Source organism: Streptomyces cynarae (assembly GCF_025642135.1).
GTDB lineage: Bacteria > Actinomycetota > Actinomycetes > Streptomycetales > Streptomycetaceae > Streptomyces > Streptomyces cynarae.
The window spans coordinates 4,610,852-4,635,897 of record NZ_CP106793.1 but is presented as its reverse complement, the minus strand read 5'-3'; the positions used below and the strand labels follow the sequence as shown (position 1 = coordinate 4,635,897).

Annotated in this window: 23 protein-coding genes; 11 read left to right on the top strand and 12 right to left on the bottom strand. The window is 70.1% G+C overall.

The genetic code is table 11. The features are described from left to right. Positions 1 to 75: 75 nt before the first annotated feature. Both N8I84_RS21250 and N8I84_RS21245 read right to left on the bottom strand, forming a co-directional pair. Complete coding sequence (locus N8I84_RS21250) at positions 76 to 1,056, bottom strand: pirin family protein (RefSeq protein ID WP_200421569.1); 981 nt, start codon at positions 1,054 to 1,056, stop codon at positions 76 to 78. Between the two features lie 161 nt (positions 1,057 to 1,217). Continuing rightward, positions 1,218 to 1,703, bottom strand: coding sequence for an SseB family protein (locus N8I84_RS21245; RefSeq protein WP_263234842.1), 486 nt, complete (start codon positions 1,701 to 1,703; stop codon positions 1,218 to 1,220). Between the two features lie 143 nt (positions 1,704 to 1,846). Between N8I84_RS21245 and N8I84_RS21240 the strand changes: the two genes are divergently transcribed. From N8I84_RS21240 to N8I84_RS21220, 5 genes are all read left to right on the top strand, one after another. After that, positions 1,847 to 3,673 carry an acyl-CoA dehydrogenase gene (locus N8I84_RS21240; RefSeq protein ID WP_263234841.1) on the top strand — a complete coding sequence of 609 codons (1,827 nt, stop codon included), beginning with the start codon at positions 1,847 to 1,849 and terminating at the stop codon, positions 3,671 to 3,673. 79 nt (positions 3,674 to 3,752) lie between these two features. Continuing rightward, entirely contained in the window at positions 3,753 to 5,051 is a 1,299-nt protein-coding gene (locus N8I84_RS21235; protein ID WP_263230971.1) for a M18 family aminopeptidase, read from the top strand. Between the two features lie 100 nt (positions 5,052 to 5,151). Next, positions 5,152 to 5,400, top strand: a complete 249-nt coding sequence (locus tag N8I84_RS21230) for a DUF6458 family protein (RefSeq protein WP_103839426.1) — start codon at positions 5,152 to 5,154, stop codon at positions 5,398 to 5,400. Between the two features lie 191 nt (positions 5,401 to 5,591). Beyond that, positions 5,592 to 6,671: a glycosyltransferase family 2 protein gene (locus N8I84_RS21225; protein ID WP_263230970.1), complete on the top strand. Its 1,080-nt coding sequence runs from the start codon at positions 5,592 to 5,594 to the stop codon at positions 6,669 to 6,671. Between the two features lie 47 nt (positions 6,672 to 6,718). Continuing rightward, positions 6,719 to 6,883: a hypothetical protein gene (locus N8I84_RS21220; RefSeq protein ID WP_181138986.1), complete on the top strand. Its 165-nt coding sequence runs from the start codon at positions 6,719 to 6,721 to the stop codon at positions 6,881 to 6,883. Between the two features lie 454 nt (positions 6,884 to 7,337). Here N8I84_RS21220 and N8I84_RS21215 read toward each other — a convergent pair whose 3' ends face one another. Beyond that, on the bottom strand, positions 7,338 to 9,167 hold the full coding sequence (locus N8I84_RS21215; RefSeq protein ID WP_263230969.1) for an NHL domain-containing thioredoxin family protein: 1,830 nt from the start codon (positions 9,165 to 9,167) through the stop codon (positions 7,338 to 7,340). A gap of 149 nt (positions 9,168 to 9,316) precedes the next feature. Between N8I84_RS21215 and N8I84_RS21210 the strand changes: the two genes are divergently transcribed. After that, entirely contained in the window at positions 9,317 to 9,550 is a 234-nt protein-coding gene (locus N8I84_RS21210) for a hypothetical protein (RefSeq protein ID WP_263230968.1), read from the top strand. Between the two features lie 118 nt (positions 9,551 to 9,668). Here N8I84_RS21210 and N8I84_RS21205 read toward each other — a convergent pair whose 3' ends face one another. After that, positions 9,669 to 10,064, bottom strand: a complete 396-nt coding sequence (locus tag N8I84_RS21205) for a cupin domain-containing protein (RefSeq protein WP_263230967.1) — start codon at positions 10,062 to 10,064, stop codon at positions 9,669 to 9,671. A gap of 51 nt (positions 10,065 to 10,115) precedes the next feature. Here N8I84_RS21205 and N8I84_RS21200 point away from each other — a divergent pair, with 51 nt between their 5' ends. Beyond that, the gene (locus N8I84_RS21200) at positions 10,116 to 11,114 is read left to right on the top strand and encodes a GlxA family transcriptional regulator (RefSeq protein WP_263230966.1); all 999 of its coding nucleotides are present in this window, start codon (positions 10,116 to 10,118) and stop codon (positions 11,112 to 11,114) included. After that, entirely contained in the window at positions 11,111 to 11,605 is a 495-nt protein-coding gene (locus tag N8I84_RS21195) for an LURP-one-related/scramblase family protein (RefSeq protein ID WP_263230965.1), read from the top strand. Before N8I84_RS21200 ends, N8I84_RS21195 begins: the two co-directional genes overlap by 4 nt. 47 nt (positions 11,606 to 11,652) lie before the next feature. On the opposite strand, the gene N8I84_RS21190 is transcribed toward N8I84_RS21195, so the two are convergent. After that, positions 11,653 to 12,477 carry a maleylpyruvate isomerase family mycothiol-dependent enzyme gene (locus N8I84_RS21190; protein WP_263230964.1) on the bottom strand — a complete coding sequence of 275 codons (825 nt, stop codon included), beginning with the start codon at positions 12,475 to 12,477 and terminating at the stop codon, positions 11,653 to 11,655. 191 nt (positions 12,478 to 12,668) lie between these two features. On the opposite strand from N8I84_RS21190, the gene N8I84_RS21185 reads away from it, so the two are divergent. After that, positions 12,669 to 13,469, top strand: coding sequence for a carbon-nitrogen family hydrolase (locus N8I84_RS21185; RefSeq protein WP_263230963.1), 801 nt, complete (start codon positions 12,669 to 12,671; stop codon positions 13,467 to 13,469). A gap of 8 nt (positions 13,470 to 13,477) precedes the next feature. On the opposite strand, the gene N8I84_RS21180 is transcribed toward N8I84_RS21185, so the two are convergent. Together N8I84_RS21180 and N8I84_RS21175 are read right to left on the bottom strand one after the other, a co-directional pair. After that, positions 13,478 to 14,779, bottom strand: coding sequence for an MFS transporter (locus tag N8I84_RS21180; RefSeq protein WP_263230962.1), 1,302 nt, complete (start codon positions 14,777 to 14,779; stop codon positions 13,478 to 13,480). Positions 14,780 to 14,790: 11 nt separating this feature from the next. Beyond that, positions 14,791 to 15,474 carry a GntR family transcriptional regulator gene (locus N8I84_RS21175; protein WP_263230961.1) on the bottom strand — a complete coding sequence of 228 codons (684 nt, stop codon included), beginning with the start codon at positions 15,472 to 15,474 and terminating at the stop codon, positions 14,791 to 14,793. 208 nt (positions 15,475 to 15,682) lie between these two features. Here N8I84_RS21175 and N8I84_RS21170 point away from each other — a divergent pair, with 208 nt between their 5' ends. Then, the gene (locus tag N8I84_RS21170) at positions 15,683 to 16,585 is read left to right on the top strand and encodes a D-alanyl-D-alanine carboxypeptidase family protein (RefSeq protein WP_263230960.1); all 903 of its coding nucleotides are present in this window, start codon (positions 15,683 to 15,685) and stop codon (positions 16,583 to 16,585) included. 77 nt (positions 16,586 to 16,662) lie between these two features. Here the strand turns inward: N8I84_RS21170 and N8I84_RS21165 are convergent, their stop codons facing one another. From N8I84_RS21165 to N8I84_RS21150, 4 genes are all read right to left on the bottom strand, one after another. Then, on the bottom strand, positions 16,663 to 18,060 hold the full coding sequence (locus N8I84_RS21165) for a dihydrolipoamide acetyltransferase family protein (protein ID WP_263230959.1): 1,398 nt from the start codon (positions 18,058 to 18,060) through the stop codon (positions 16,663 to 16,665). A 10-nt stretch (positions 18,061 to 18,070) separates the two neighbouring features. After that, positions 18,071 to 19,048, bottom strand: a complete 978-nt coding sequence (locus N8I84_RS21160; protein ID WP_263230958.1) for an alpha-ketoacid dehydrogenase subunit beta — start codon at positions 19,046 to 19,048, stop codon at positions 18,071 to 18,073. Position 19,049: 1 nt separating this feature from the next. Continuing rightward, positions 19,050 to 20,240 carry a pyruvate dehydrogenase (acetyl-transferring) E1 component subunit alpha gene (gene pdhA / locus N8I84_RS21155; protein ID WP_263230957.1) on the bottom strand — a complete coding sequence of 397 codons (1,191 nt, stop codon included), beginning with the start codon at positions 20,238 to 20,240 and terminating at the stop codon, positions 19,050 to 19,052. 561 nt (positions 20,241 to 20,801) lie between these two features. Continuing rightward, a complete protein-coding gene (locus N8I84_RS21150; protein WP_263230956.1) occupies positions 20,802 to 22,373 on the bottom strand; it encodes a protein kinase domain-containing protein in 1,572 nt (523 codons plus the stop codon). Between the two features lie 378 nt (positions 22,374 to 22,751). Between N8I84_RS21150 and N8I84_RS21145 the strand changes: the two genes are divergently transcribed. Beyond that, the gene (locus N8I84_RS21145) at positions 22,752 to 24,368 is read left to right on the top strand and encodes a protein kinase domain-containing protein (protein ID WP_263230955.1); all 1,617 of its coding nucleotides are present in this window, start codon (positions 22,752 to 22,754) and stop codon (positions 24,366 to 24,368) included. Positions 24,369 to 24,434: 66 nt separating this feature from the next. On the opposite strand, the gene N8I84_RS21140 is transcribed toward N8I84_RS21145, so the two are convergent. Next, positions 24,435 to 24,980 (bottom strand): bacterial proteasome activator family protein, encoded by a 546-nt coding sequence (locus N8I84_RS21140; protein ID WP_263230954.1) that lies wholly within the window; start codon positions 24,978 to 24,980, stop codon positions 24,435 to 24,437. Between the last annotated feature and the right edge of the window lie 66 nt (positions 24,981 to 25,046).

The following is a 25,046-nucleotide window of genomic DNA, read 5'->3' as shown; positions in this document are numbered from 1 at the left end:
CAGCCGATCACGCCGAGGGCGGGCTGTCCTGTACGGACGGCCCGCCCGGGTGACGCGGCGTCAAGAAATGATCCTTCAGGAACCCTGCGGTCCGCTGTCCGTCATCCCGTGGACCGCCGGGACGGTTCCCAGGCGCCCCTTCTGGAAGTCCTCGAACGCCTGCTGGAGCTCCTCGCGGGTGTTCATCACGAACGGCCCGTAGTGCGCCATCGGCTCACGGATCGGCTGCCCGCCGAGCAGGACGACCTCCAGGTCCGGGGTGTGGGAGTCCTGCTTCTCGTCCGCGCGGACGGTGATCGAGGAGCCCGCACCGAACACGGCGGTCTGGCCGAGGCGGATCGGCCGCCGCTCCGCGCCCACGCTGCCGCGGCCGGCCAGGACGTAGGCGAGGCCGTTGAAGTCCTCCCGCCACGGCAGGGTGACCTCGGCGCCGGGCGCCACGGTGGCGTGGATCAGGGTGATCGGGGTGTGCGTGATGCCGGGGCCCTGGTGGCCGTCCAGCTCACCGGCGATGACACGGATCAGCGCGCCGCCGTCGGGGGTGGTCAGGAGCTGGACCTGGCCGCCGCGGATGTCCTGGTAGCGGGGGGCCATCATCTTGTCCTTGGCGGGCAGGTTGACCCACAGCTGGATGCCGTGGAACAGGCCGCCGGAGACGACGAGGGACTCCGGCGGGGCCTCGATGTGCAGCAGGCCGGAGCCGGCGGTCATCCACTGGGTGTCGCCGTTGGTGATGGTGCCGCCACCGCCGTGCGAGTCCTGGTGGTCGAAGACGCCGTCGATGATGTAGGTCACGGTCTCGAAGCCACGGTGGGGGTGCCAGGGGGTGCCCTTGGGCTCACCGGGCGCGTACTCCACCTCGCCCATCTGGTCCATCATGATGAACGGGTCGAGGTGGCGGTAGTGGATCCCGGCGAAGGCGCGACGGACCGGGAAGCCCTCGCCCTCGAAGCCGCTGGGCGCGGTCGTGACACCGAGCACGGGACGGGCCACCGCGTCGGCGGGCGCGACCACACGGGGAAGGGTCAGCGGGTTCTCGACGGTCACTGCAGGCATGTCGGTACCTCCTTGTGGTCCGAGTTTAGTTGACCGTTGAACTTTCTGCCACTCCGAAACACAGAAAGCCCGGAGGGCATTCCCTCCGGGCTCGGGGTGCGCCCCGCCAGGGGCGCGAGAGTGGTCAGGACGGCACCCGGCCGTCCGCGCAGCAAGGGCGTCTAGCCATACATCCGGCGCATGGCGAACTCGACCATCTGCTCGACGGCCTTCGCGTCGAACACCATCCGGTGCTCGCCCTCCATGTCCAGGACGAAGCCGTAGCCGGTCGGCAGCAGGTCGATCACCTCCGCCCCGGTGATCACGAAGTACTTCGACTCCTTGCCGGCGTACCGCCGCAGTTCCTTGAGCGAGGTGAACATCGGGATCACCGGCTGCTGGGTGTTGTGCAGCGCCAGGAAGCCGGGGTTGTCGCCGCGCGGGCAGTACACCTTGGACGTGGCGAAGATCTGCTGGAAGTCCTCCGCGGACATCGACCCGGTGGTGAAGGCGCGGACGGCGTCCGCGAGCGACGGCGGCGACGGCTCGGGGTACAGCGGCGGCTGCTGGCCGTAGCCGCCGGGCATCTGCCCACCCGGCATCTGCTGCCCGGGCATCTGCTCCGAGGCGTAACCCTGCTGAGCGCCCGCGTTCTGGTAGCCGTACATGCCCCAAAGAGTAGTGGGCCACATCTGGGCCATGAGGGGTTGCTTCTTATTACCGACGGGTAGCATCATCGGAGCTACTTGTTGGTAGATGAACCAGTTGCGAGGAGACAGTGCCTCGCCGATCCCTCTACGGAGCCGTCGCCATGGGGCACTACAAGTCGAATCTCCGCGACATCGAGTTCAACCTCTTCGAGGTGCTCGGGCGCGACAAGCTGTACGGCACCGGCCCGTTCGCGGAGATGGACACCGAGACCGCCAAGAGCATCCTCGAGGAGCTCACCCGCCTTTCGGAGAACGAGCTGGCGGAGTCCTTCGCGGACGCCGACCGCAACCCGCCCGTCTTCGACCCGGAGACCAACACCGCCCCGGTGCCGGCGTCCTTCAAGAAGAGCTACGAAGCCTTCATGGACTCCGAGTACTGGCGCCTCGGCCTGCCCGAGGAGATCGGCGGCACCACCGCCCCGCCGTCCCTGATCTGGGCCTACGCGGAGCTGATCCTCGGCTCGAACCCGGCGATCTGGATGTACTCGTCCGGCCCGGCGTTCGCGCGCATCCTCTTCGAGGAGGGCACCGAGGCCCAGAAGGAGATCGCGAAGATAGCCGTCGAGAAGCGCTGGGGCTCCACGATGGTGCTCACCGAGCCGGACGCCGGCTCGGACGTGGGCGCCGGGCGCACCAAGGCGATCCAGCAGGAGGACGGCTCCTGGCACATCGAAGGCGTGAAGCGCTTCATCACCTCCGGTGAGCACGACATGGAGGAGAACATCCTCCACTACGTCCTCGCCCGTCCCGAGGGCGCCGGCCCCGGCACCAAGGGTCTGTCCCTCTTCCTCGTGCCGAAGTACCTGTTCGACTGGGAGACCGGCGAGCTGGGCGAGCGCAACGGCGTGTACGCCACGAACGTCGAGCACAAGATGGGCCTGAAGGCCTCCAACACCTGCGAGATGACGTTCGGCGACAAGCACCCCGCCAAGGGCTGGCTGATCGGCGACAAGCACGACGGCATCCGCCAGATGTTCCGCATCATCGAGTTCGCCCGCATGATGGTCGGCACGAAGGCGATCTCCACGCTGTCCACCGGCTACCTGAACGCGCTGGAGTACGCCAAGGAGCGCGTCCAGGGTCCGGACCTGGCGAACTTCATGGACAAGACCGCGCCCAAGGTCACCATCACCCACCACCCGGACGTGCGCCGTTCGCTGATGACGCAGAAGGCGTACGCGGAGGGCATGCGGGCGCTGGTGATGTACACCGCCTCCGTCCAGGACGCGATCGCGGTCAAGGAGGCGAACGGCGAGGACGCGTCGACGGAGCACGCGCTGAACGACCTGCTCCTGCCGATCGTCAAGGGCTACGGCTCCGAGAAGGGCTACGAGCAGCTCGCCCAGTCGCTGCAGACCTTCGGCGGCTCCGGCTTCCTGCAGGAGTACCCGATCGAGCAGTACATCCGCGACGCCAAGATCGACACCCTGTACGAGGGCACCACCGCGATCCAGGGCCAGGACTTCTTCTTCCGGAAGATCGTCCGCAACCAGGGCGCCGCGCTGAACTCCCTCGCCGAGGAGATCAAGAAGTTCCTGGCCGTGGGCGAGGGCGGCGAGGAGCTGGCCGGGGCCCGCGACCACCTCGCCAAGGCGGCCGTGGAGCTCGAGGCCGTCGTCGGCCTGATGCTGACCGACCTCGCGGCCACCGAGCAGGACGTCAAGAACATCTACAAGGTGGGCCTGAACACCACCCGCCTGCTGATGGCCTCCGGTGACGTCGTCGTCGGCTACCTGCTGCTGAAGGGCGCCGCGGTCGCCGCCGAGAAGCTGCCGAACGCGTCGACCAAGGACAAGGCGTTCTACCAGGGCAAGATCGCGGCGGCGAAGTTCTTCGCGGCCAACGTCCTGCCGGGCGTGACCCTGGCCCGCAAGATCGCCGAGGGCGTGGACCTGGACCTCATGGAGCTGGACGAGGCCGCGTTCTAGGACCACTTCCACATACCCCTTACGAGGGCCCGTTCCCCATCACCGGGAGCGGGCCCTCCTCCGTCGTTAAGGTGAACCCATGAGCACAAGTGCGCGCTTCGACCGCGGCCACACCGACGACCTCATGTCCTTCCTGGCGGCCTGCCCGTCGCCGTACCACGCCGTGGCAGGCGCCGCCGAGCGACTGGAGAAGGCCGGCTTCCGGCAGGTCTCGGAGACGGACGCCTGGGACGGCACGTCCGGCGGCCGGTACGTGCTGCGCGGCGGCGCGATCATCGCCTGGTACGTCCCCGAGGGCGCCGATCCGCACACCCCGTTCCGGATCGTCGGCGCACACACCGACTCGCCCAACCTGCGGGTCAAGCCGCGGCCGGACAGCGGCGCGCACGGCTGGCGGCAGGTCGCGGTGGAGATCTACGGCGGCCCCCTGCTCAACTCCTGGCTCGACCGGGACCTCGGCCTGGCCGGCCGGCTGTCGCTGCGCGACGGTTCGACGCGCCTGGTGAACATCGACAGACCGCTGCTGCGCGTGCCGCAGCTGGCCATCCACCTGGACCGCTCGGTCTCCAGCGAGGGCCTGAAGCTGGACAAGCAGCGCCACCTCCAGCCCGTCTGGGGCCTGGGCGACGACGTGCGCGACGGCGACCTGATCGCGTTCCTGGAGCAGGAGCTGGGTCTCGCCGCCGGTGACGTGACCGGCTGGGACCTGATGACCCACTCGGTGGAGCCGCCGGCCTACCTGGGCCGCGACAAGGAGCTGGTGGCGGGTCCGCGCATGGACAACCTGCTGTCCGTGCACGCGGGCACCGCGGCGCTCGCGGCCGTCGCCGGTTCCGACGCCGCCCTGTCGTCCATCCCGGTGCTCGCGGCCTTCGACCACGAGGAGAACGGCTCACAGTCGGACACCGGCGCCGACGGCCCGCTGCTCGGGTCGGTCCTGGAACGCTCGGTGTTCGCCCGGGGCGGCTCCTACGAGGACCGGGCGCGGGCCTTCGCCGGCACGGTGTGCCTGTCCTCCGACACCGGGCACGCCGTCCACCCCAACTACGCGGAGCGGCACGACCCGACGCACCACCCGCGCGCGAACGGCGGACCGATCCTCAAGGTGAACGTCAACAACCGCTACGCCACCGACGGTTCGGGGCGCGCCCTGTTCGCCTCGGCCTGCGAGAAGGCGGGCGTGCCCTTCCAGACATTCGTCTCGAACAACGCCATGCCCTGCGGCACCACCATCGGCCCCATCACCGCCGCCCGCCACGGCATCAAGACGGTGGACATCGGCGCGGCGATCCTGTCGATGCACAGCGCCCGCGAACTGTGCGGCGCGAAGGACCCGTATCTCCTGGCCAACGCCCTGACGGCGTTTCTGGAGGGCTGACACTCCCGCCCGCCCGCCGATCGTCCGGGCATGTCCACGGATGTCCCGGGTACCCGGGTTCGGGGCCGGAAGGACCGGACCCACAGGGAGGGCAGGACTCATGGGCCTGGGTGGATGCATCATCCTGATCGCCGTGGGGGCCATCCTCGCGTTTGCGACCGACTGGCACATGCAAGGCGTCAACATCCACTTGGTCGGCGTCATACTCATGATCGTCGGGCTGATAGGAGTGACCACCTTCAGCGGCATCTACCGCCGCAGGCGGGTCGTCGTGCCGCCCCCGACGACCGTCGTCGAGGAGAACCGGCACCACCGCGGCGACGGCTACACCGACGGGTACGGCGTGTAAGGGTCGTAGCCCACGTACGGCGCGCAAGGGACGATGCGGCGACCTCGGGGCGACAACAGACAACCTTGGCTATTCCGTTACCGGAGTCATCTTGTCGTCTTGTGTGGAAAACGTGAAGACTGTGGCCTCATGAGCGCCCGGGGGGTGGAGCTGCCGGGCGCGCCACAGCTTCACGACGGGGGGCTCCTGCCGTGCACGACCCGGCGGCAACGGGCGGCAGACCGCATCTGACGGTCCTGATCCCCGCCCACAACGAGCAGGAACGCATCGCCGCCGCCATCGACGGCCTGTGGCACCAGACCCGCCGCCCCGATCTGATCGTGGTGGTCGCCGACAACTGCACCGACGACACCGCCGCCGTCGCGGCCGCCCACGGCGCGCAGGTCTTCCACACCCGGGGCAACACCCACAAGAAGGCGGGCGCTCTCAACCAGGCCATCGACTGGATACTCCCCCACCTCGACGACCGCGACCTCGTGCTCGTGCAGGACGCGGACACGGTCCTCAACCCCTGGTTCAACGAGACCGCCATGGGCACCTTCAACCGCAAGGTGGGCGCGGTCGGCGGCGTCTTCTACGGCGAACCGGGCGGCGGATTCCTCGGTCTGCTGCAACGCATGGAGTTCCACCGCTACGCCTGGGAAGTCGAGCGCACCGGCGGCAGGGCGCAGGTGCTCACCGGAACCGGCACCATGTTCCGTGCCCGGGTGCTGCGCGAGGTCCGGGCCGCCCGCCTGTCCGGGGTGATCGGTGGCGGCGACGGCTACTACAGCCTGGCCTCGCTCACCGAGGACGACGAGATGACCAAGGCGGTCAAGACCCTGGGCTACCGCGCCATGTCCCCGGCCGGCTGTGCGGTCACCACCGAGGTCATGCCCACCCTGCGCAAACTCTGGCACCAGCGCCTGCGCTGGCAGCGCGGCGCTCTGGAGAACCTGCGCGACTACGGCTGGACCCGGGTCACCGCCCGTTACTTCATGCAGCAGCTCCTGATGGGGTTCGGGGCACTCTCCTTCCTCGTCTACCTGATCTTCACGAGCACCTACACGACCATGTACGGCTGGCCCGGACTGTCGCCGTTCTGGACCGCGATCGGCCTGATCTTCGTGGTCGAGAAGACCGTCTCCGTCCGCCGCGCCGGGCCCCTGGCCGTCCTGGTGGCCGCGCTGATGGTCCCGGAGATGCTCTACGACCTGTTCCAGCACGCCGTCTACTTCACCTCGCTGTGGGGCCTCGTGCGCCGCAGCGAGGAGAAGTGGGTGGCCACCTGAGCCCGCCCCCCACCCTCTCTCGCACCAACGCCCAAGGAGATTCGACGATGTACGGAAGAGTGATAGGCGCCGGCACCACAGGCGCGGGCGGCGCCACACTGGCCGCCACCGGCCTGTGGATGAACAGCATGGCGCTGATGGTGGCGGCCACCACCCTGGTGGCGGCCGGAGTGGCCCTGTTCAAGCTGGCGCCGCGCCCGCGCCGCCGCTGACACCCGTCCACCGATGCCATCCCGTCCCCGGGCGCGGCCGCCCGCGCCCGGGGACGCTGGGGCCCGGGGACGCTCGGGCCCGGGGAGGCTCGGGCCCGGGGAGTCGGGCCCGGGGAGGCTCCGGCCCGAAGACGCTCCGGCCCGAAGACGCTCGGCCCGGGGACGCTCAGGTGCCGGGGACGCTCCGGCCCGAAGACGCTCGGCCCGGGAACGCTCAGGTGCCGGGGACGCTCCGGCCCGAAGACGCTCGGCCCGGGAACGCTCAGGTGCCGGGGACGCTCCGGCCCGAAGACGCTCGGCCCGGGAACGCTCAGGTGCCGGGGACGCTCCGGCCCGAAGACGCTCGGCCCGGGAACGCTCAGGTGCCGGGGACGCTCCGGCCCGAAGACGCTCGGCCCGGGGACGCTCAGGTGCCGGGACTCCCGCGCCCGGGGGACGCTCGGGCGGCCCCCGGCTACCGGTTGTCGTCCATCCCCGCCAGGACCAGCGGCAGCCGGTCCGTCCCGCCCTCGGTGAGGCGGACCGGGACGCCCCAGTCCTGCTGGTGGACATGGCACGCCGGGTATTCGTTGGCCGGGTCGTCGTCGCAGGACGCCGCCATCGCCGAGACGTGCAGGACGCCCTCGGATATCGCCGGGTTCAGCTCCAGCTCGCGAGCGAGGTCCGTGCCGGCGCCCTCGCCCTTCAGCAACAGCTCCGGCGGGGTGGAGGAGACCAGCAGGCGGGTCGACGGTCCGTAGCGCGTGTCCAGCTTCTGGCCGGCCGGGGCCTGGAAGATCACGTCGAGTCGGAGCCTCCCGGGCGTCACCTCGGTCGCCGCGCGCTGCGTGCGGTGCGCGACCGCGGCGACCTGCACCGCCTCCTCCGGCAGCCGCAGCCGCGTCAGCCGGTGCCGGGCCGACTCCACCACCACGATGTCCTCGCCGACGAGCACCGCGTCCGACGGCTCCCGCAGATCCGTCGCCAGCGTGCTCACCTCACCCGTCGCCGGGTCGTAACGCCGCAGCGCGTGGTTGTAGGTGTCGCTGACCGCCACCGAGCCGTCCGGCAGCGCCGTCACCCCCAGGGGGTGCTGGAGAAGTGCCTGTTCGGCCGCGCCGTCCCGGTGCCCGAAGTCGAACAGTCCCGTCCCGACCGCCGTGTGCACCGCGCCGTTCCGGTCCACCCAGCGCAGGGCGCTCGTCTCGGAGTCCGCCAGCCACAGCCGCTCCCCGTCGGGCGACACCGCGAGCCCCGACGGCTGCGCGAACCAGGCCTCGGCGCCCGGGCCGTCCACCAGCCCCTCGTTCGTGGTGCCGGCCGCCACCGCGACCGTGGCCGTGGCGGGGTCGTACGTCCACAGCTGGTGCACGCCCGCCATGGCGATCCACACCCGGCCGCCGAAGACCGCCACGTCCCACGGCGAGGAGAGGTCCACCTCCCGGGCCGGGCCCGACGTCGGCGAGCCCTGCCACCACTGCTTGCCGGTGCCCGCCAGCGTGCTGACATCGCCGGTCGCCAGGTCCAGGCGGCGCAGCGCGTGGTTCACGGTGTCCGCGACGACCACCGCTCCCTCATCGAGCAGCGCCAGGCCCTGCGGCTCGCTGAAGCTCGCCGCCCGAGCCGGACCGTCCGCGAAGCCCCGTACACCGGAACCGATGCGCCGCACCACCGTCTCCCCGTCCGCCGCCAGCTCCACCAGCTGGTGCCGGGTGGTGTCGCTGACCAGGAAGGAGCCGGACGGCAGCAGGAGCGCCTTGCCGGGGAAGCGGAGCGTCGTGGGCTCGGGCTCCGGTGCCACGTACGGGCCGTCGCCCCGGCGCAGCGTGCCCTTGGCCGCGTGCTCCTCCTCCAGTTCCTCGACGAGCCGGGCGATCGCATGGGCGTGGCCCTCACCCGCGTGCTGGGCGACCACGTACCCCTCGGGGTCGATGACGACCAGTGTGGGCCAGGCCCGGACGGCGTACTGCTTCCAGGTGGCGAGCTCCGGGTCGTCGAGGACCGGGTGCTCCACCCCGTAGCGCTCCACCGCGTCCATCACCGCCTGGTGCTCCGCCTCGTGGACGAACTTCGGAGAGTGCACGCCGATGATCACCACGGTGTCGCGGTGCTTCTCCTCCAGCTCGCGCAGCTCGTCCAGGACGTGCAGGCAGTTGATGCAGCAGAACGTCCAGAAGTCGAGGATGACGATGCGTCCTCGCAGGTCGGTAAGGCTGTACTGCTCTCCGCCCGTGTTCAGCCAGCCGCCCTTGCCGATCAGCTCGGGGGCACGGACACGGACGCGACGCGAAGTGGAGTCGTTCATGGGTCAAGGGTGCCATCCGGCTTCGTCATGCCGCGGGGCCTGTGGACAACTCGGTGACTGTGCGTACAAGCTCTCCTACGGGATGCGCACATGGCGTGACGGAGAGATGCTCGTCTCACACAGGGGGGTCAGTGCAAGGGAGCAGTTCCATGCCTCGTGACATCGACGACCAGATGCGCCGCCCGAACCGCGACCGCGAGCGCGGTGAGACGAGCGGCGAGGAGATCCGCGACCGGAAGCGCCGCGACCCCGACATGAGCGGCTCCGACTTCTCGGACCAGGACCTGGACAGGTCCGCCGCGCGGAGTGACCGCGAGGACCGGCGCTCCTCCTGGGACGAGGACGAGCTCGACGAGCAGGACAGGCGGGAGGGCTACCGGTAGACCGGTCGGTGGACCGGTCCACCCCTGCGCGGTCCCTCGCGGCCGTCCACGAGTCCCCCGCCGCGCGTGCGGGGGACTCGTCCGTGTCCCGGGCGGCGGATGCCGGGACGGGTCGGGCTCAGGCCAGGGTGTGCCCGGTCGTCGCGTCCACGTGGTCGGGGACCTCTTCATGCCGGTCGCCGACCGTCATCGTGCCGGTGGGTTCGAACATGAGGATCGATGCCCCGCCGGGCGCGGACGGCTTGTGCTCCGTGCCCCGCGGAACCGTGAAGACCGAGCCCTTGGCAAGGGTGACCGTGCGCTCGCCGGCCGGCTCACGCAGCGCGATGTGCAGTTCACCGTCGAGGACGAGGAAGAACTCGTCGGTGTGGTCGTGCGTGTGCCACAGGTGCTCGCCCTCGACCTTCGCGACGCGGACGTCGTAGTCGTTGACGGTGGTGACGATGCGCGGGCTCCACAGTTCGGCGAAGGAGGCGAGGGCCGCGGTGAGGGAGACGGGTTCCTTGGGTTCCATGCCGTCATCGTGCGGGGTGACCTGCCGCCGAACGAGTGCTAGAAATCGCATATGCCGCAAGGATCCTCTCAGGCGTCGCGCCCGCACCGGGTCGTGCTCGTCGTGGACGAGAACTCGAACCCCTTCGAGATGAGCTGCGCCATCGAGGTGTTCGGCCTACCGCGGCCGGAACTCGGCCGTGAGCTGTACGACTTCCGGTTGTGCGCGGTCGGGCCCAGGATCCGGATGCGGGACGGCTTCTTCACGCTCACCGACGTCGCAGGGCTCGAGGCAGCGGACGACGCGGACACGCTGATCGTGCCGAACAGGCCCGACACCGACACCCCGCGCTCCCCGAAGGTCCTGGACGCAGTACGTCGGGCGCACGAGCGGGGCGCACGGTTGGTCGGCTTCTGCTCCGGCGCGTTCACCATCGCGGAGGCCGGGCTGCTGGACGGCCGGCGAGCGGCCTGCCACTGGATGTGGGCGGACTCCTTCCGGGCGCGGTTTCCGCAGGTCAGGCTGGAACCGGACGTACTGTTCGTGGACGATGGCGACATCCTGACCGCCTCCGGCAGCGCTTCCGCACTCGATCTCGGCCTGCATGTCGTACGCCGCGACCACGGCGCCGAGATCGCGAACGCGGTCTCCCGCCGGCTGGTCTTCGCCGCGCACCGCGACGGGGGACAGCGGCAGTTCGTGGAGCGGCCCGTGCCGGACATACCGGGCGAGTCGCTGGCCCCGGTGCTGGCCTGGGCCCAGGAGCGACTGGACGAACCGCTCACCGTCGGCGACCTCGCCACCCGCGCCGCGGTCAGCCCCGCCACCCTGCACCGCCGCTTCCGCGCCCAGCTCGGCACCACACCACTGGCTTGGCTGACGGGGGAGCGAGTAGCCCTGGCCTGCCGGCTGATCGAGCGCGGGGAGGAGCGGCTGGACGTGGTCGCCGCGCGCAGCGGCCTCGGCACGGCCGCCAACCTGCGGACCCGGCTCCGGGCTGAGACCGGGCTCAGTCCGTCGGCCTACCGGCGGCGTTTCGGGCCCGCCCCCGGGGAAGCTCTGACCGTATGAGACTTTTTGTGCGCGACCGGCTCCTCGGCATCGGCGAGGACTACTGGATCGAGGACCAGCACGGCACCAAGGTCTTCCTGGTCGACGGCAAGGCGATGCGGCTGAGGGACACCTTCGAGCTGAAGGACCCGCAGGGGCGCGTCCTGGTCGACATCCACCAGAAGATGTTCGCCCTGCGTGACACGATGATCATCGAACGCGACGGCGAGCGGCTGGCCACGATCAAGCGCAAGCGGCTTTCCCTGCTGCGCAACCACTACCGCGTCTCGCTGGCGGACGGCACGGAGCTCGACGTCAGCGGCAAGATCTTCGACCGCGAGTTCGCCATCGAGTACGACGGCGAGCTGCTCGCCCAGATCTCCCGGCGCTGGCTGCACGTCCGTGAGACGTACGGCGTCGACATCGTGCGCGAGGACGCGGATCCGGCACTGCTGATCGCGGTGGCCGTGTGCGTGATCCACCTGGCGGACAAGGAGCGGGAGGAGGACTGAGCCGGCCCCGAGGGGTGCCAGGACGCTCGAGGGTCCGTCCGCGTCGTCTACTTCGTCACCGCGAACGAGCGCAGGATCGCCGCCGTCAGCTCCGGGTCGCCCTCCGCCTTGATGCGGTCGGCCACGGCGTCCGCGCTCACCCGACCGCAGGCCAGGCGGACGTACGTCTCCCAGTCGAGCGTCAGCGTCACCGCCGGGCCCAGCGAGGGCGTGCCGTCGATCGAGCCGCGACCCTCCGCGTCCACCCGGACCGTGCGCAGGAACTCCACGGGGCCGTGCACGTCGATGACGACCGCCGAGCCGGGCGGCGCGCCGGCGCCCTTGGCGACCACGTCCGGCAGGGCGGCCAGCAGCTGGTCCCGGGTGATGTGCGCGCCCGGGGAGTCGAGGTTCCCCGGCCGGCCGAGCGCCGTGCGCAGATCCTGCTCGTGCACCCAGATGTCGAACGCGCGGTACCGCATGGCCTCTTCGAGGGTCTGCTCGACGCCGAGCGGGCCGCGTACCTTGGTGCCCGGGTCCCGCGACTCGTTCCGCAGCTGGCGGTTGCGGCGGATGATCGTGTACTCCAGTTCGGAGGTCATCTCCGGGGCGGTGTGGTGGCGCCGGACGTCGACCTGCATCTCCATGTAGCGCTGGTGGTCGTTGGTGACGTGGAACAGGTCGCGCGGGAGCGTGTGGATGGGGCGCGGATCGCCGAGCATTTCGCAGTCCATGCCGATGACGTGCGAGACCACGTCGCGCACCGACCAGGCGGGGCACGGTGTGCGCCGGTTCCACTCGCCCTCCACGAGCGGCTGCACCAGCTCGGATATCGCTTCGACGGAGTGGGTCCAGGCATCGGCGTAGGGCTGGAGAGTGGGATGCAGACTCACGGAACGGGACCCCTCGGGCGGTCGGTGCACGGTCGTTGGTCGACGGCTCTGTCGGTGGCTGTACTGCGGGAGGTGGCTGTCGGCGGATGTCCTGGGACGTTAAGTTACGCTGCTGCGAGGCACCCCGGCAGTGCTTTGGTGTGACGATCGTAGGCCCGTTGAGAAGGCTCGATTACCAGGACGGTGGTAGTGTGCGCGCCTCCCTGATCCAGATGCGGGTGGACGAGGACGAATCGGTCGATTCGCGTCGGCGGAGAGCCGCCTCGCTGGTACGAGATCAAGCCGGAGCCGACCTCGTGGTGCTGCCCGAGCTGTGGACCACCGGGGCGTTCGCCTACGAGCGGTTCGGCACCGAGGCCGAGCCGCTTCAAGGGCCGACCCACGAGGCGATGGCGAAGGCGGCGGCCGACGCGGGCGTGTGGCTGCATGCCGGATCGATCCCCGAGCGCGCCCCCGAGGGCACCCTCTACAACACGTCTCTCCTCTTCTCCCCCTCCGGTGAACCGGCCGCGTCCTACCGCAAGATCCACCGCTTCGGCTTCGACAAGGGCGAGGCCGTGCTGATGGGTGCGGGGACCGAGCCGGTGACGGTGCGGCTGCCGGGGACGACCGTCGGCGTGGCGACCTGTTACGACCTCCGCTTCCCCGAGCTGTTCCGCTCGCTCGTGGACGCGGGGGCCGAGACGCTCGTGATCCCGGCGGGCTGGCCGGAGCGCCGCCGGTCCCACTGGACGCTGCTGGCCAAGGCACGGGCGGTCGAGAACCAGGCGTACGTCCTGGCCTGTGGAACGGCCGGAACGCATGCGGGAGTTCCACAAGCGGGTCACTCGATCGTGGTGGATCCGTGGGGGGAGGTACTCGCCGAGGCGGGCGCGGAGGAGGAGATCCTCACCGTGGAGTTCGACCCGGCGAGGGTGGCGACGACGAGGGAGCAGTTCCCGGCGCTGAAGGACCGGGTCCTGGGTCTGGCACCCCCGCGTCGTCCGCTCTAGACGGCACATCACGCAGGGACGTGCACCGTCTCCACCCGGCTGGCGACGAGCCGCTCCCGCTCCCTGCGAGCCGCCCGCTTCCGGAGCCGCAGTATCTGGCTGAGCCCCACCGCCTGGAGCACGAACACGGCGCAGAACGCCACGGTGTAGTCGTCGCCCGTCGCGTCCAGCAGCACGCCGATCGCCAGCAGCGTCGTCATGGAGGCGACGAAACCGCCCATGTTGGTGATCCCGGATGCCGTCCCCTGACGCTCCGGCGGATTCGCCGGCCGGGCGAAGTCGAAGCCGATCATCGAGGCCGGACCGCACGCCCCGAGCACCGTGCACAGCACGACCAGCAGCCACATCGGCGCATGTGCGGCCGGGTAGGCGAGCGTGGCCGCCCACACCGCCGCCGTCGCCCCGACCGTGCCGAGGGCCAGCGGCAGCCGCGCAGCATGATGCCGGGCGACGATCTGGCCGTACACCAGTCCGACCAGCATGTTCGACAGCACGACGAGCGTGAGGAGTTCACCGGCCGCGGCCCGGGACAGGCCCTGCGCCTGCACCAGGAACGGCAGGCCCCACAGCAGCAGGAACACCATCGCCGGGAACTGCGTCGTGAAGTGCACCCACATGCCGAGCCGCGTCCCGGGCTCCTTCCACGACGCCACGATCTGCCGTCGCACGTACGCCGACCCGCGGTGCGGGAACGGCTCCGGCTCGTACCCCTCCGGATGGTCCTTCAGGAAGAGCAGCAGCAGGACGAGGACGATCACCCCGGCGACCGCGCTGCCGCCGAACGCCGCCGTCCAGCCCACTCCGTGCAGCAGCCGGGCGAGCACGAGCGTGGAGACCAGGTTGCCCGCCATGCCCACCAGACCGGCGAGCTGCGCGACCAGCGGACTGCGGCGGGCCGGGAACCAGCGCGTGCCGAGCCGCAGCACACTGATGAACGTCATCGCGTCACCGCAGCCCAGCAGCGCGCGCGAGGCCAGCGCGGTCCCGTACGACGGGGAGAACGCGAACCCCAGCTGACCGGCCGTGAACAGGACGACCCCGAGGGCCAGCACCTTCTTGGTGCCGAGCCGGTCCACGAGCAGGCCGACGGGTATCTGCATGCCCGCGTACACGAGCAGCTGGAGGATGGAGAAGGTGGACAGGGCGGACGCGTTCACATGGAAGCGGTCCGCCGCGTCCAGTCCGGCCACGCCCAGCGACGTACGGAAGATGACGGCGACGAAGTAGACCGAGACACCGATGGCCCACACGGCGACGGCACGCCGGCCGCCCGGCGGATCACCGGGCAGGGACACGGTACGGGAGCCCACCGACCCCGACCTCATCGCACCTCACCCCGCGCAAGGTGGGAGAACCAGCTGACGTGCCGGTGCACGATGTCCACGGCCGCCTCGGCGTCGCCGGACCGCAGCGCCTGGAGGATCTCTTCGTGTTCGGTGAGGGTCTTGGCGATGCGGTCGGGGTGCGAGTGCATGACGGCGACGCCCATCCGCAGCTGGCGGTCGCGGAGTTGGTCGTACAGGCGGGAGAGGATCTCGTTGCCGCCGCTGCGCACGATCTCGGCGTGGAAGGTGCGGTCGGTGAGGGCCGCACCGGCCAGGTCACCGGCGGCGGCCTGCTCCTTCTGGCGGGTGAGCAGTTCCTCGAGCCGCTCGATCAGCCGCGGCGGGGCGGGGACGGCCTTGCGGGCCGCGTGTTCCTCGACGAGCTGGCGCGTCTCGATCACATCCGCGATCTCCTGGGCGGAGACGGCCAGGACGAGAGCGCCCTTCTTCGGGTAGAGCTTGATCAGCCCTTCGACCTCCAGCCGCAGCAGCGCCTCGCGCACCGGCGTCCGCGAGACGCCGACCTCCTCGGCCAGCTCACCTTCGGTCAGCAGCGTCCCGCCCTGGTAACGGCGCTCCAGAACACCCTGTTTGACGTGCGTGTAGACCCGGTCGGCGGCGGGGGGTTGCTTGAGGGGCATCTTCTCGGGGACGTGGGCGACGGACGGTGCTGCAGGCATGAGCACATCATAGATACAACACGTACGCATGCCGATGACCGTCCACCATGTGGACCCGGCACACGGGTCTCGCATTTCACCCGGGCAGCCGCACATCCTTTTGTGCCACCTACGAGTCTCACGAGAAGGCGGCCTCGTCATCTGGCCGCACTCCAGGGGCATTTGGATGCATTCAGAGGCATCAGAGACGCAATCGGAGCGTTCAACTTTGACTACCGGCATTAAGGGCACGCGAGTTCGCAGGGCAGTCGCGGCAGTGGTCACCACCGGAGCCGTGCTCACCACCGGAGCCCTCACCGCGGTGCCCGCTCAGGCCGTCACCACGCCCTCGATCGTGGCCGCGGGCGGCTACGCGATGAACAACGCGAACGGCGCGACGCTGTACACGAAGGCCGCGGACACCAGGCGTTCCACCGGATCCACCACCAAGATCATGACCGCGAAGGTGGTGCTCGCACAGCCGAACCTCAACCTCGACGCCAAGGTGACGATCCAGAAGGCGTACAGCGACTACGTGGTCGCCAACAACGCCTCCCAGGCGCACCTGATCGTCGGCGACAAGGTCACCGTCCGTCAGCTGCTGTACGGGCTGATGCTCCCCTCCGGCTGTGACGCGGCCTACGCGCTCGCCGACAAGTTCGGTTCCGGCACGACGCGTGCGGCGCGCGTGAAGTCGTTCATCGGCAAGATGAACAGCGCCGCCACGAGCCTCGGCCTAAGGAACACGCACTTCGATTCGTTCGACGGCATCGGCAACGGCAACAACTACTCGACGCCGCGCGATCTGACGAAGATCGCGAGCAGCGCGATGAAGAACTCCACGTTCCGCACGATCGTGAAGACCAAGTCGTACACGGCGAAGACCATCACCAAGTACGGCACCGTCCGCACCATGGCGCCGTGGACCAACACCAACACGCTGCTCAGCAGCTACAGCGGCGCGATCGGCGTGAAGACCGGCTCCGGCCCCGAGGCCAAGTACTGCCTCGTCTTCGCCGCCACCCGCAACGGCAAGACGGTCATCGGCACGGTCCTCGCCTCGTCCTCGATCAACCAGCGCGCCACCGACGCCACGAAGCTGCTGAACTACGGCTTCGCCAGGCTCGGCTGACACCCGCCACACGCCGAGGGGGTCTGCCGCTGCTGGTCAGCGGCAGACCCCCTTCGCCATGGGCATGTCGTCCTGCGCTACGCCCAGGTGATCAGCCGCTTCGGCTGTTCCAGGATCGCGGCGACGTCCGCGAGGACCTTCGAGCCCAGTTCGCCGTCGACCAGGCGGTGGTCGAAGCTCAGGGCCAGGGTGGTGACCTGGCGGGGCTTGACCTTGCCCTTGTGGACCCACGGCTGGAGCTTGATCGCGCCGACCGCGAGGATCGCGGACTCGCCCGGGTTGAGGATCGGCGTGCCGGTGTCGACGCCGAAGACGCCGACGTTCGTGATCGTCATCGTGCCGCCCTGCATTGCCGCGGGACTCGTCCTGCCCTCCCGGGCCGTGGCCACCAGCTCGCCCAGGGCCTCGGCCAGTTGGGGGAGGGTCTTGTCGTGCGCGTCCTTGATGTTCGGCACGATCAGACCGCGCGGGGTGGCCGCGGCGATGCCCAGGTTCACGTAGTGCTTGCGCACGATCTCCTGGTTGGCCTCGTCCCAGGACGCGTTGATGTCCGGGTTCCGCTTGATGGCGACCAGCAGGGCTTTGGCGATCAGCAGCAGGGGATTGACACGCAGACCCTGGAAGTCCTTGTCCTGCTTGAGCTCCTCGACCAGCTTCATCGTGCGGGTGACGTCGACGGTCACGAACTCCGTGACGTGCGGGGCGGTGAACGCCGAGCCGACCATCGCCTGCGCGGTGGCCTTGCGGACGCCCTTGACCGGGATACGGGTCTCCCGCCCGCTGTCGTACGTCACCACCGGCGCCGGCGCCTCGACGCGTGCGGGCGTCACCGGGACCACCGGGGCCGCAGGGGCCTCGGGGACCGGTGCGGAGGCCACCGCCGCCTGCACGTCCTCGCGCGTGATGATCCCGTCCGGGCCCGACGGCCGTACCGTCGCCAGGTCGACGCCCAGGTCCTTCGCCAGCTTGCGCACCGGCGGCTTCGCCAGCGGACGGGCCTGCTTGCCGTGCCCGTTCAGGTCGCCCTGGACCACGGAGACGGTCTCCTCGACCGCCGCCGCGGGCGCCTTGCGGGGGCGGCGCCGGGTGGAGGACTCGGCGACGCCGTAACCGACGAGGACCGGCTTGCGGCCCTCCTGCCGGTTCTCCTTCGCCGCGGGCTTCTCCTCCGCCGCCTTCTCGACGGGCGCCTGCGCCTCCTCGGCGGGAGCGCCGCCCGTCACGTCCACCGCGATGATCGGCGTGCCTACGTCCACCGTGGTGCCCTCGGGGAAGTGCAGCTCGCGGACCACCCCGTCGTACGGGATCGGCAGCTCCACGGCCGCCTTCGCCGTCTCAACCTCGCACACGACCTGCCCGTCGGTGACCGTGTCACCCGGCTGGACGTACCACTTGAGGATCTCTGCCTCGGTGAGCCCCTCGCCCACGTCGGGCATCTTGAACTCGCGCACGGACGCGTCTGTCATCGTCGTCACGACCCTCTCCTCAGTACGCCAGGGCGCGGTCGACGGCGTCCAGCACCCGGTCAAGGCCCGGCAGGTACTCCTCCTCCAGCCGCGCCGGCGGATACGGCGCGTGGTAGCCGCCGACCCTCAGCACGGGCGCCTCCAGGTGGTAGAAGCACCGCTCCGTGATGCGAGCGGCGATCTCCGCGCCCGAACCGAAGAACACCGGCGCCTCGTGCACCACGACCAGACGGCGGGTCTTCTCCACCGACGTCTGGATGGAGTCGAAGTCGAGCGGGGAGACCGACCGGAGGTCCAGCACCTCCAGCGACCTGCCCTCCTCCTGCGCGGCCGCGGCGGCCTCCTGGCACACCTTCACCATCGGGCCGTAGGCGGCCAGGGTCAGGTCCGTGCCCTCGCGCACCACGCGCGCCTTGTGCAGCGGACCCGGGATCGCCTCCGTGTTGACCTCGGACTTGTCCCAGTAGCGCCGCTTCGGCTCGAAGAAGATCACCGGGTCGTCGCTCTGGATCGCCTGCTGCATCATCCAGTACGCGTCCGAGGCGCTGGACGGAGAGACGACCTTCAGGCCCGCCACGTGCGCGAACAGCGCCTCCGGGGACTCGCTGTGGTGCTCCACCGCCCCGATGCCGCCGCCGTAGGGGATGCGGATGACGACCGGCAGCTTGACCTTGCCCAGCGAGCGGGCGTGCATCTTCGCCAGCTGGGTGACGATCTGGTCGTAGGCCGGGAAGACGAACCCGTCGAACTGGATCTCCGCCACCGGCCGGTACCCGCGCAGCGCGAGACCGATCGCCGTGCCGACGATGCCCGACTCCGCGAGCGGGGTGTCGATCACCCGCTCCTCGCCGAAGTCCTTCTGCAGGCCGTCCGTCACACGGAAGACACCGCCGAGCTTGCCGACGTCCTCGCCCATCACCAGGACCTTGGGGTCCGACTCCAGGGCCTTGCGCAGCGACTCGTTGATCGCCTTGGCGATCGCCATCTTCTCGGCCATGTCACCGTCCCCCTTCTACGTCCGCGAACGACGCCTGATAGGCGGCGAACTGGGCCCGCTCCTCGTCGACGAGCGCATGCCCGTCCGCGTACGCGTGCTCGAAGATGGCGAAGTGGTCCGGATCCGGCATGGCACGGACCGCTTCACGCACCCGCCTTCCCAACGTCTCGCTCTCCGCCTCGAGTTCCGCGAAGAACCCCTCGTCCGCGTGGTTCGATGCCTCGAGGTAGGCGCGCAGACGGGCGATCGGGTCCTTCGCCTCCCAGGCGGCCCGCTCGTCGTCGAGGCGGTAGCGGGTCGGGTCGTCGGAGGTGGTGTGGGCACCCATGCGGTAGGTGAACGCCTCCACCAGGGTCGGGCCCTCGCCGTTGCGCGCCCGCTCCAGCGCCCACTTGGTCACCGCGAGGCAGCCCAGCACGTCGTTGCCGTCCACCCGCACCCCGGGGAAGCCGAAACCCTGCGCACGCTGGTACAGCGGCACCCGGGTCTGCTTCTCGGTGGGCTCGGAGATCGCCCACTGGTTGTTCTGGCAGAAGAACACCACCGGGGCGTTGTAGACCGCCGCGAACGTGAACGACTCCGCCACGTCGCCCTGGCTGGAGGCGCCGTCACCGAAGTACGCGATCACGGCCGAGTCGGCGCCGTCCTTGGCCACGCCCATGGCGTAGCCGGTGGCGTGCAGCGTCTGCGAGCCGATGACGATCGTGTAGAGGTGGAAGTTGTTGCTGTTCGGGTCCCAGCCGCCGTTGTTCACACCGCGGAACATGCCGAGCAGGTTGGTCGGGTCCACGCCGCGGCACCAGGCGACGCCGTGCTCACGGTAGGTCGGGAAGACGTAGTCGTCGTCGCGCAGGGCCCGGCCGGAACCGATCTGGGCGGCCTCCTGGCCGAGCAGCGAGGCCCACAGGCCCAGCTCGCCCTGGCGCTGCAGGGACGTGGCCTCGGCGTCGAAGCGGCGGGTCAGCACCATGTCCCGGTACAGCCCGCGCAGCTGCTGCGGCGTGATGTCCTCGACGTACCGGTCGTACTCGGGGTTCGCGACCCGCGTGCCCTCGGGCGTCAGCAACTGGACGAGGTCGGGGTCGCTGTCCTTCTTGGGCGTGTTGCTGGTGGTGCGCTTGGTGCCGGTGGTGCCGGCCTTGCTTCCGGCGCTGCGTCGCGGCTTGCGCGCGGCAGTGCTCTCCACGGTCACGTGTGCTCCTCCGTCGGTCCGGCCCCCGGGTTCGCCGGGTGCCTGGGTTCCCCTCGGCCCGTTCGGGCCGGTGGGAGCGGCTCCGCCTGCAACGCACGGACGCACGGGGTGGGTGCGGCTCGTCCGAACAGACGTGGAAGGTGCCCCGGCGAGCACCCTGCAAGGGGCACGTTACCCAGCGCGCCACATTTCTGTGAAACCCCTCCTGACCTGGGATTTTGCTTGGAAATCCAAGTAAATCGAGTCAGTCGGGAACAGGTGCTGGTCACAGCCTTGCAGGGGGCCGGAACAACGGCACGTTATCCCGCCCGCCCGGAGCACGGGAAGACGTCATCTGGAGTGACACGGGTGTCGTACGCGGGTCCACCCCGTGAGCACGACCGGAGGGACATGATCGTGGGCACGCGCCTGGTAACGCATGGAGCACGACCGGTTACAAGCGCCGGAGCGCGAGCTGGCGCAAGCCTTGGGCAACGACCTCGGCACGGCCGGAAAAGGCCACGCGCGCGTGGAGCCCGTCTCCGGGCCACGCGCGCGTGGAGGACGCTTCACCGCGGGGCGTCAGGGCCCCTGGCTCCCACCCGAGGTGTCGCCGCCGTTCGTCGAGCCGGCCGGAGGGGTGGAGCCGCCGCCCCCGCCGTCCGTGGACGTGGAGGACGGCTGCTCCTGCGAAGGTGCCGACTCGGTCGGCTGCTCGCTCGTCTGCGACGGCGTCGCCGAGGGCTCGACCGGCGGCTTCTGGCTGTAGCTCTGTGACGGCCGGGACGAGGGCGACCAGTTCGAGTCGCCGCTCGTGTCCGAGTCGTCGCCCGGAGTGGTGGCGGTCTCCTCGTCCGTCGGCGTCTGGCTGGACTGCGTCTCCTCGTGCGACTTCGTGACGGTCGGCGACGTCGTCGGCCCGGTACCGCCGCCGTCCCCCTTGTGCTGCAGCGCAAGTGCGACGCCCGCCGCGATCGCGATGACCGCGAGCACGGCGAGGACCCACAGCTTGCCGCGCCCGCTGCCCTTGTTGCCGTGTCCCTCGAAACCGCCGTCGTCCCCGGAGCCGTATCCCGTGGGCAGGATCGACTGCGGGATCTGCGCGGTGCCCGACTCGCCCGGATGCGGCAGCACCGCCGTGCCGGCGAGGCCCGCGGCCGGGGTGTGCCGGCCGTCGTGCACACCCACCGGGCCGGTGTTCCAGGTGCCGGTGTGGCCGCCCTGGTCGTAGAGCATCTGCAGCGCGTACTGGACCAGCCCGCGCATCTCCTCGGCGGTCTGGAACCGGTCGTCCGGCTCCTTGGCGAGGGAGCGCATCACGAGCCCGTCCAGCTCCGGCGGCGACGCCCCCTCCGAGACCTGGGAGGGCGGCACCGGGATGTCCTGCACATGCTGGTAGACCACGGACAACGGCGTCTCACCCACGAAGGGCGGCCGCAGGGACAGCAGTTCGTACAGCAGACAGCCCGTCGCGTACAGATCGGAGCGGTGGTCCACGGCCTTGCCGAGCGCCTGCTCCGGGGAGAGGTACTGCGGGGTGCCCATCACCATGCCGGTCTGCGTCATGGTCGTGGACGCCCCGTGCAGGGCGCGCGCGATGCCGAAGTCCATCACCTTCACGGCGCCGTTGTTGGTGATGATGACGTTGGCCGGCTTGATGTCGCGGTGCACGATGCCGTGCTGGTGCGAGTAGGCGAGCGCCTCCAGGACGCCCGAGACGATGATCAGGGCCTGCTCGGGGCCGGGCGCCTCGGCGTTGAGCAGCAGGTCGCGGATCGTACGGCCCTCCACCAGCTCCATCACGATGTACGGCACCGACTGGCCGCCCACGAAGTCCTCGCCGGAGTCGTACACGGCGACGATCGCGTGATGGTTGAGCCCGGCCACCGACTGGGCCTCGCGCGTGAAACGCGCCTTGGAGACCGGGTCCTCGGCGAGGTCGGAACGGAGCAGCTTGACCGCGACCGTGCGGCCGAGGCGCACGTCCTCGGCCGCGAACACCTCGGCCATGCCGCCCCGGCCGAGCCTGCGGGTCAGCCGGTACCGGCCGTCCCCGACAAGTCCGCCGTTGCCCCAGGTTTCCGGCGCGTCCGACATCCCGCCGCCAGTCGCCTCGGGGTCGGACGGGCCCTGGGCGCGCTGCGTCTGTGCCATCGGTCCTCGCCGTCGTTTCTGCCCGCGGTCTGCGCGGTGGTTGTTACGGTCTCCGACGGGCCACGCTACAGGCTCCGCGCAAGGCACCGGTCCGAGATGGATTCGAGATGGACCGGCCATCCAACCCTGTACCGGGTCCCACGTGCAAATTTCGTGTGCCGGCCGGACAACCCCTGTAACGCTTCCGCGACGCTTCTTTCGCGTACGGTCACGGAACGGGCACCGAGCTTGACGTGTCCTTGCCCTGGGGCAGACTTGGCCGGGAATGGACCAGTCGATCACGGAGCAGTAGCTGTCGATCGTCGACAACACGGATATCGATCACGGCCGCGGGAGCACCAGCAGCCGCTGCCGCCGCGCCGATGGGGGACGCAGAACATGAGCCAGGACGGCGCACACGGCCGGTACGCGGGGCGCGCGCTCGCCGGCGGCCGCTACCAGCTGCGCGACTTGCTCGGCGAGGGCGGTATGGCCTCGGTGCACCTGGCGTACGACTCGGTCCTCGACCGCCAGGTCGCGATCAAGACACTCCACACCGAACTGGGACGCGAGCAGGCCTTCCGGGAGCGTTTCCGCCGCGAGGCGCAGGCCGTGGCCAAACTCACGCACACGAACATCGTCTCGGTCTTCGACACCGGCGAGGACGAGCTGGCGGGGACGACGACCCCGTACATCGTCATGGAGTACATCGAGGGCAAGCCGCTCGGCTCGGTCCTCGACGCGGACATCCGGCAGTACGGCGCGATGCCGGCCGACAAGGCGCTGAAGATCACCGCTGATGTGCTGGCCGCCCTGGAGATCAGCCACGAGATGGGGCTGGTCCATCGGGACATCAAGCCGGGCAATGTGATGATGACGAAGCGCAACGTCGTCAAAGTCATGGACTTCGGCATCGCCCGTGCCATGCAGTCCGGCGTCACCTCGATGACCCAGACGGGCATGGTGGTCGGCACTCCGCAGTACCTGTCCCCGGAGCAGGCCCTCGGCCGGGCCGTGGACGCGCGGTCCGACCTGTACTCGGTCGGGATCATGCTGTTCCAACTGGTCACCGGGCGGCTGCCGTTCGAGGCGGATTCACCGCTCGCGATCGCGTACGCGCATGTGCAGGAGGAGCCGGGGGCTCCGTCCTCGATCAACCGTTCACTGCCACCGGCGGTGGACGCGCTGGTCGCCCGCGCGCTCAAGAAGAACCCGAACGAACGCTTCCCGAACGCCGAGGCGATGCGGGACGAGTGCCTTCGGGTGGCCGCGTCGCTCACGGCCGCCGCGCCGAGCATCGTGCCGGGCGCGCAGACCCCGAGCGGCGCCGGCGTCAGCTCCGCGGTCTTCCCGCCGGTCGGCCAGTCGGCGGCGGCCCCCGTGGGGCCCGTGCAGACGCCGTACCAGCCCGGCCCGTACGGCGGTCCGGTCCCGTCGCCCCCCTACGGCTACCCCCAGCAGGGCGGCTACCAGACGCCCCCGCAGAACGCCGGGTTCGCGCCGCAGCAGTCCGCGGCGACCCCGCCGCCGTACCACCTCACCCCGCAGACGCCCGCCACGGGCGGCCAGAAGGGCAACCAGGCCGTGGTCATCGGCTCGGTCGTGGTCGCCCTGGTCGTGATAGTCGGCCTGCTGACCTCACTGTTGCTGCACAACAACAGCAGCGGGGACGAGGCCGACGGGGGTGACGGCGGTACGAGCACGCCCCCGACCGTGGTCGCGGGCCACAGGGGCCCGGACACGACGAAGACGATCGAGACGACGAGGTGCACGGAGCCGGAGACGTCCTACGTCGATCCGAAGAAGATCCGGGTGCCCGACTTCTCCTTCAAGAATTTCACGTCGGTCGAAGCGTGCTTCCAGGCAGCGGGCTGGAAGTACGAGATCACGCACGAGGACGAGAACACCTACGGCCAGGACACGGTCATGAGCCAGTCCCCGACGGCCGGTACGGACGCCAACCCGAAGAAGATGCCCGTGATCGAACTCACGGTGTCGACGGGCGACCCGGCGTGAGCCGCTTCTGATGCGACGGCAGGGGCCCGGCACCCTCACGGTGCCGGGCCCCTCGCACGGTCCGCGTCACAGGTACGGGCCGCCCGACCGGCCGCCGGCGCGGCGGTCCTCCTCGCCGTCGGGGGAGCCCACTCCCGGGGGAAGGGCGCGGCGCATCTGTTCCAGCTGGGCGCGTGCCGCCATCTGCTGGGCGAACAGGGTGGTCTGGATCCCGTGGAAGAGGCCCTCCAGCCAGCCCACCAACTGCGCCTGCGCGATGCGCAGTTCCGCGTCGCTCGGGATCACCTCGTCCGTGAAGGGCAGGGAGAGCCGCTCGAGCTCCTCGACGAGTTCGGGGGCGAGACCGTCCTCCAGCTCCTTCACCGAGCTGGCGTGGATCTCCTTCAGACGCTGCCGGCTGGCCTCGTCCAGAGGAGCGGCGCGCACCTCCTCCAGCAGCTGCTTGATCATGCTGCCGATGCGCATGACCTTCGCGGGCTGCTCCACCTGTTCGGTCACCGGGACCTCGCGGGAGTCGTCGTCTCCGGTGCCGCCGAGAGCCATCCCGTCCTGGCCCACGACCAAGATCTTCTGGGCGTTCTCCGACGACCGTTCGTTCCTCGGCATCTCCATGCCGCCATTCTCTCGCACCGACACACCTCATCAGCCAGGTTGCCCGGTACGGGGAGTGATCCACCC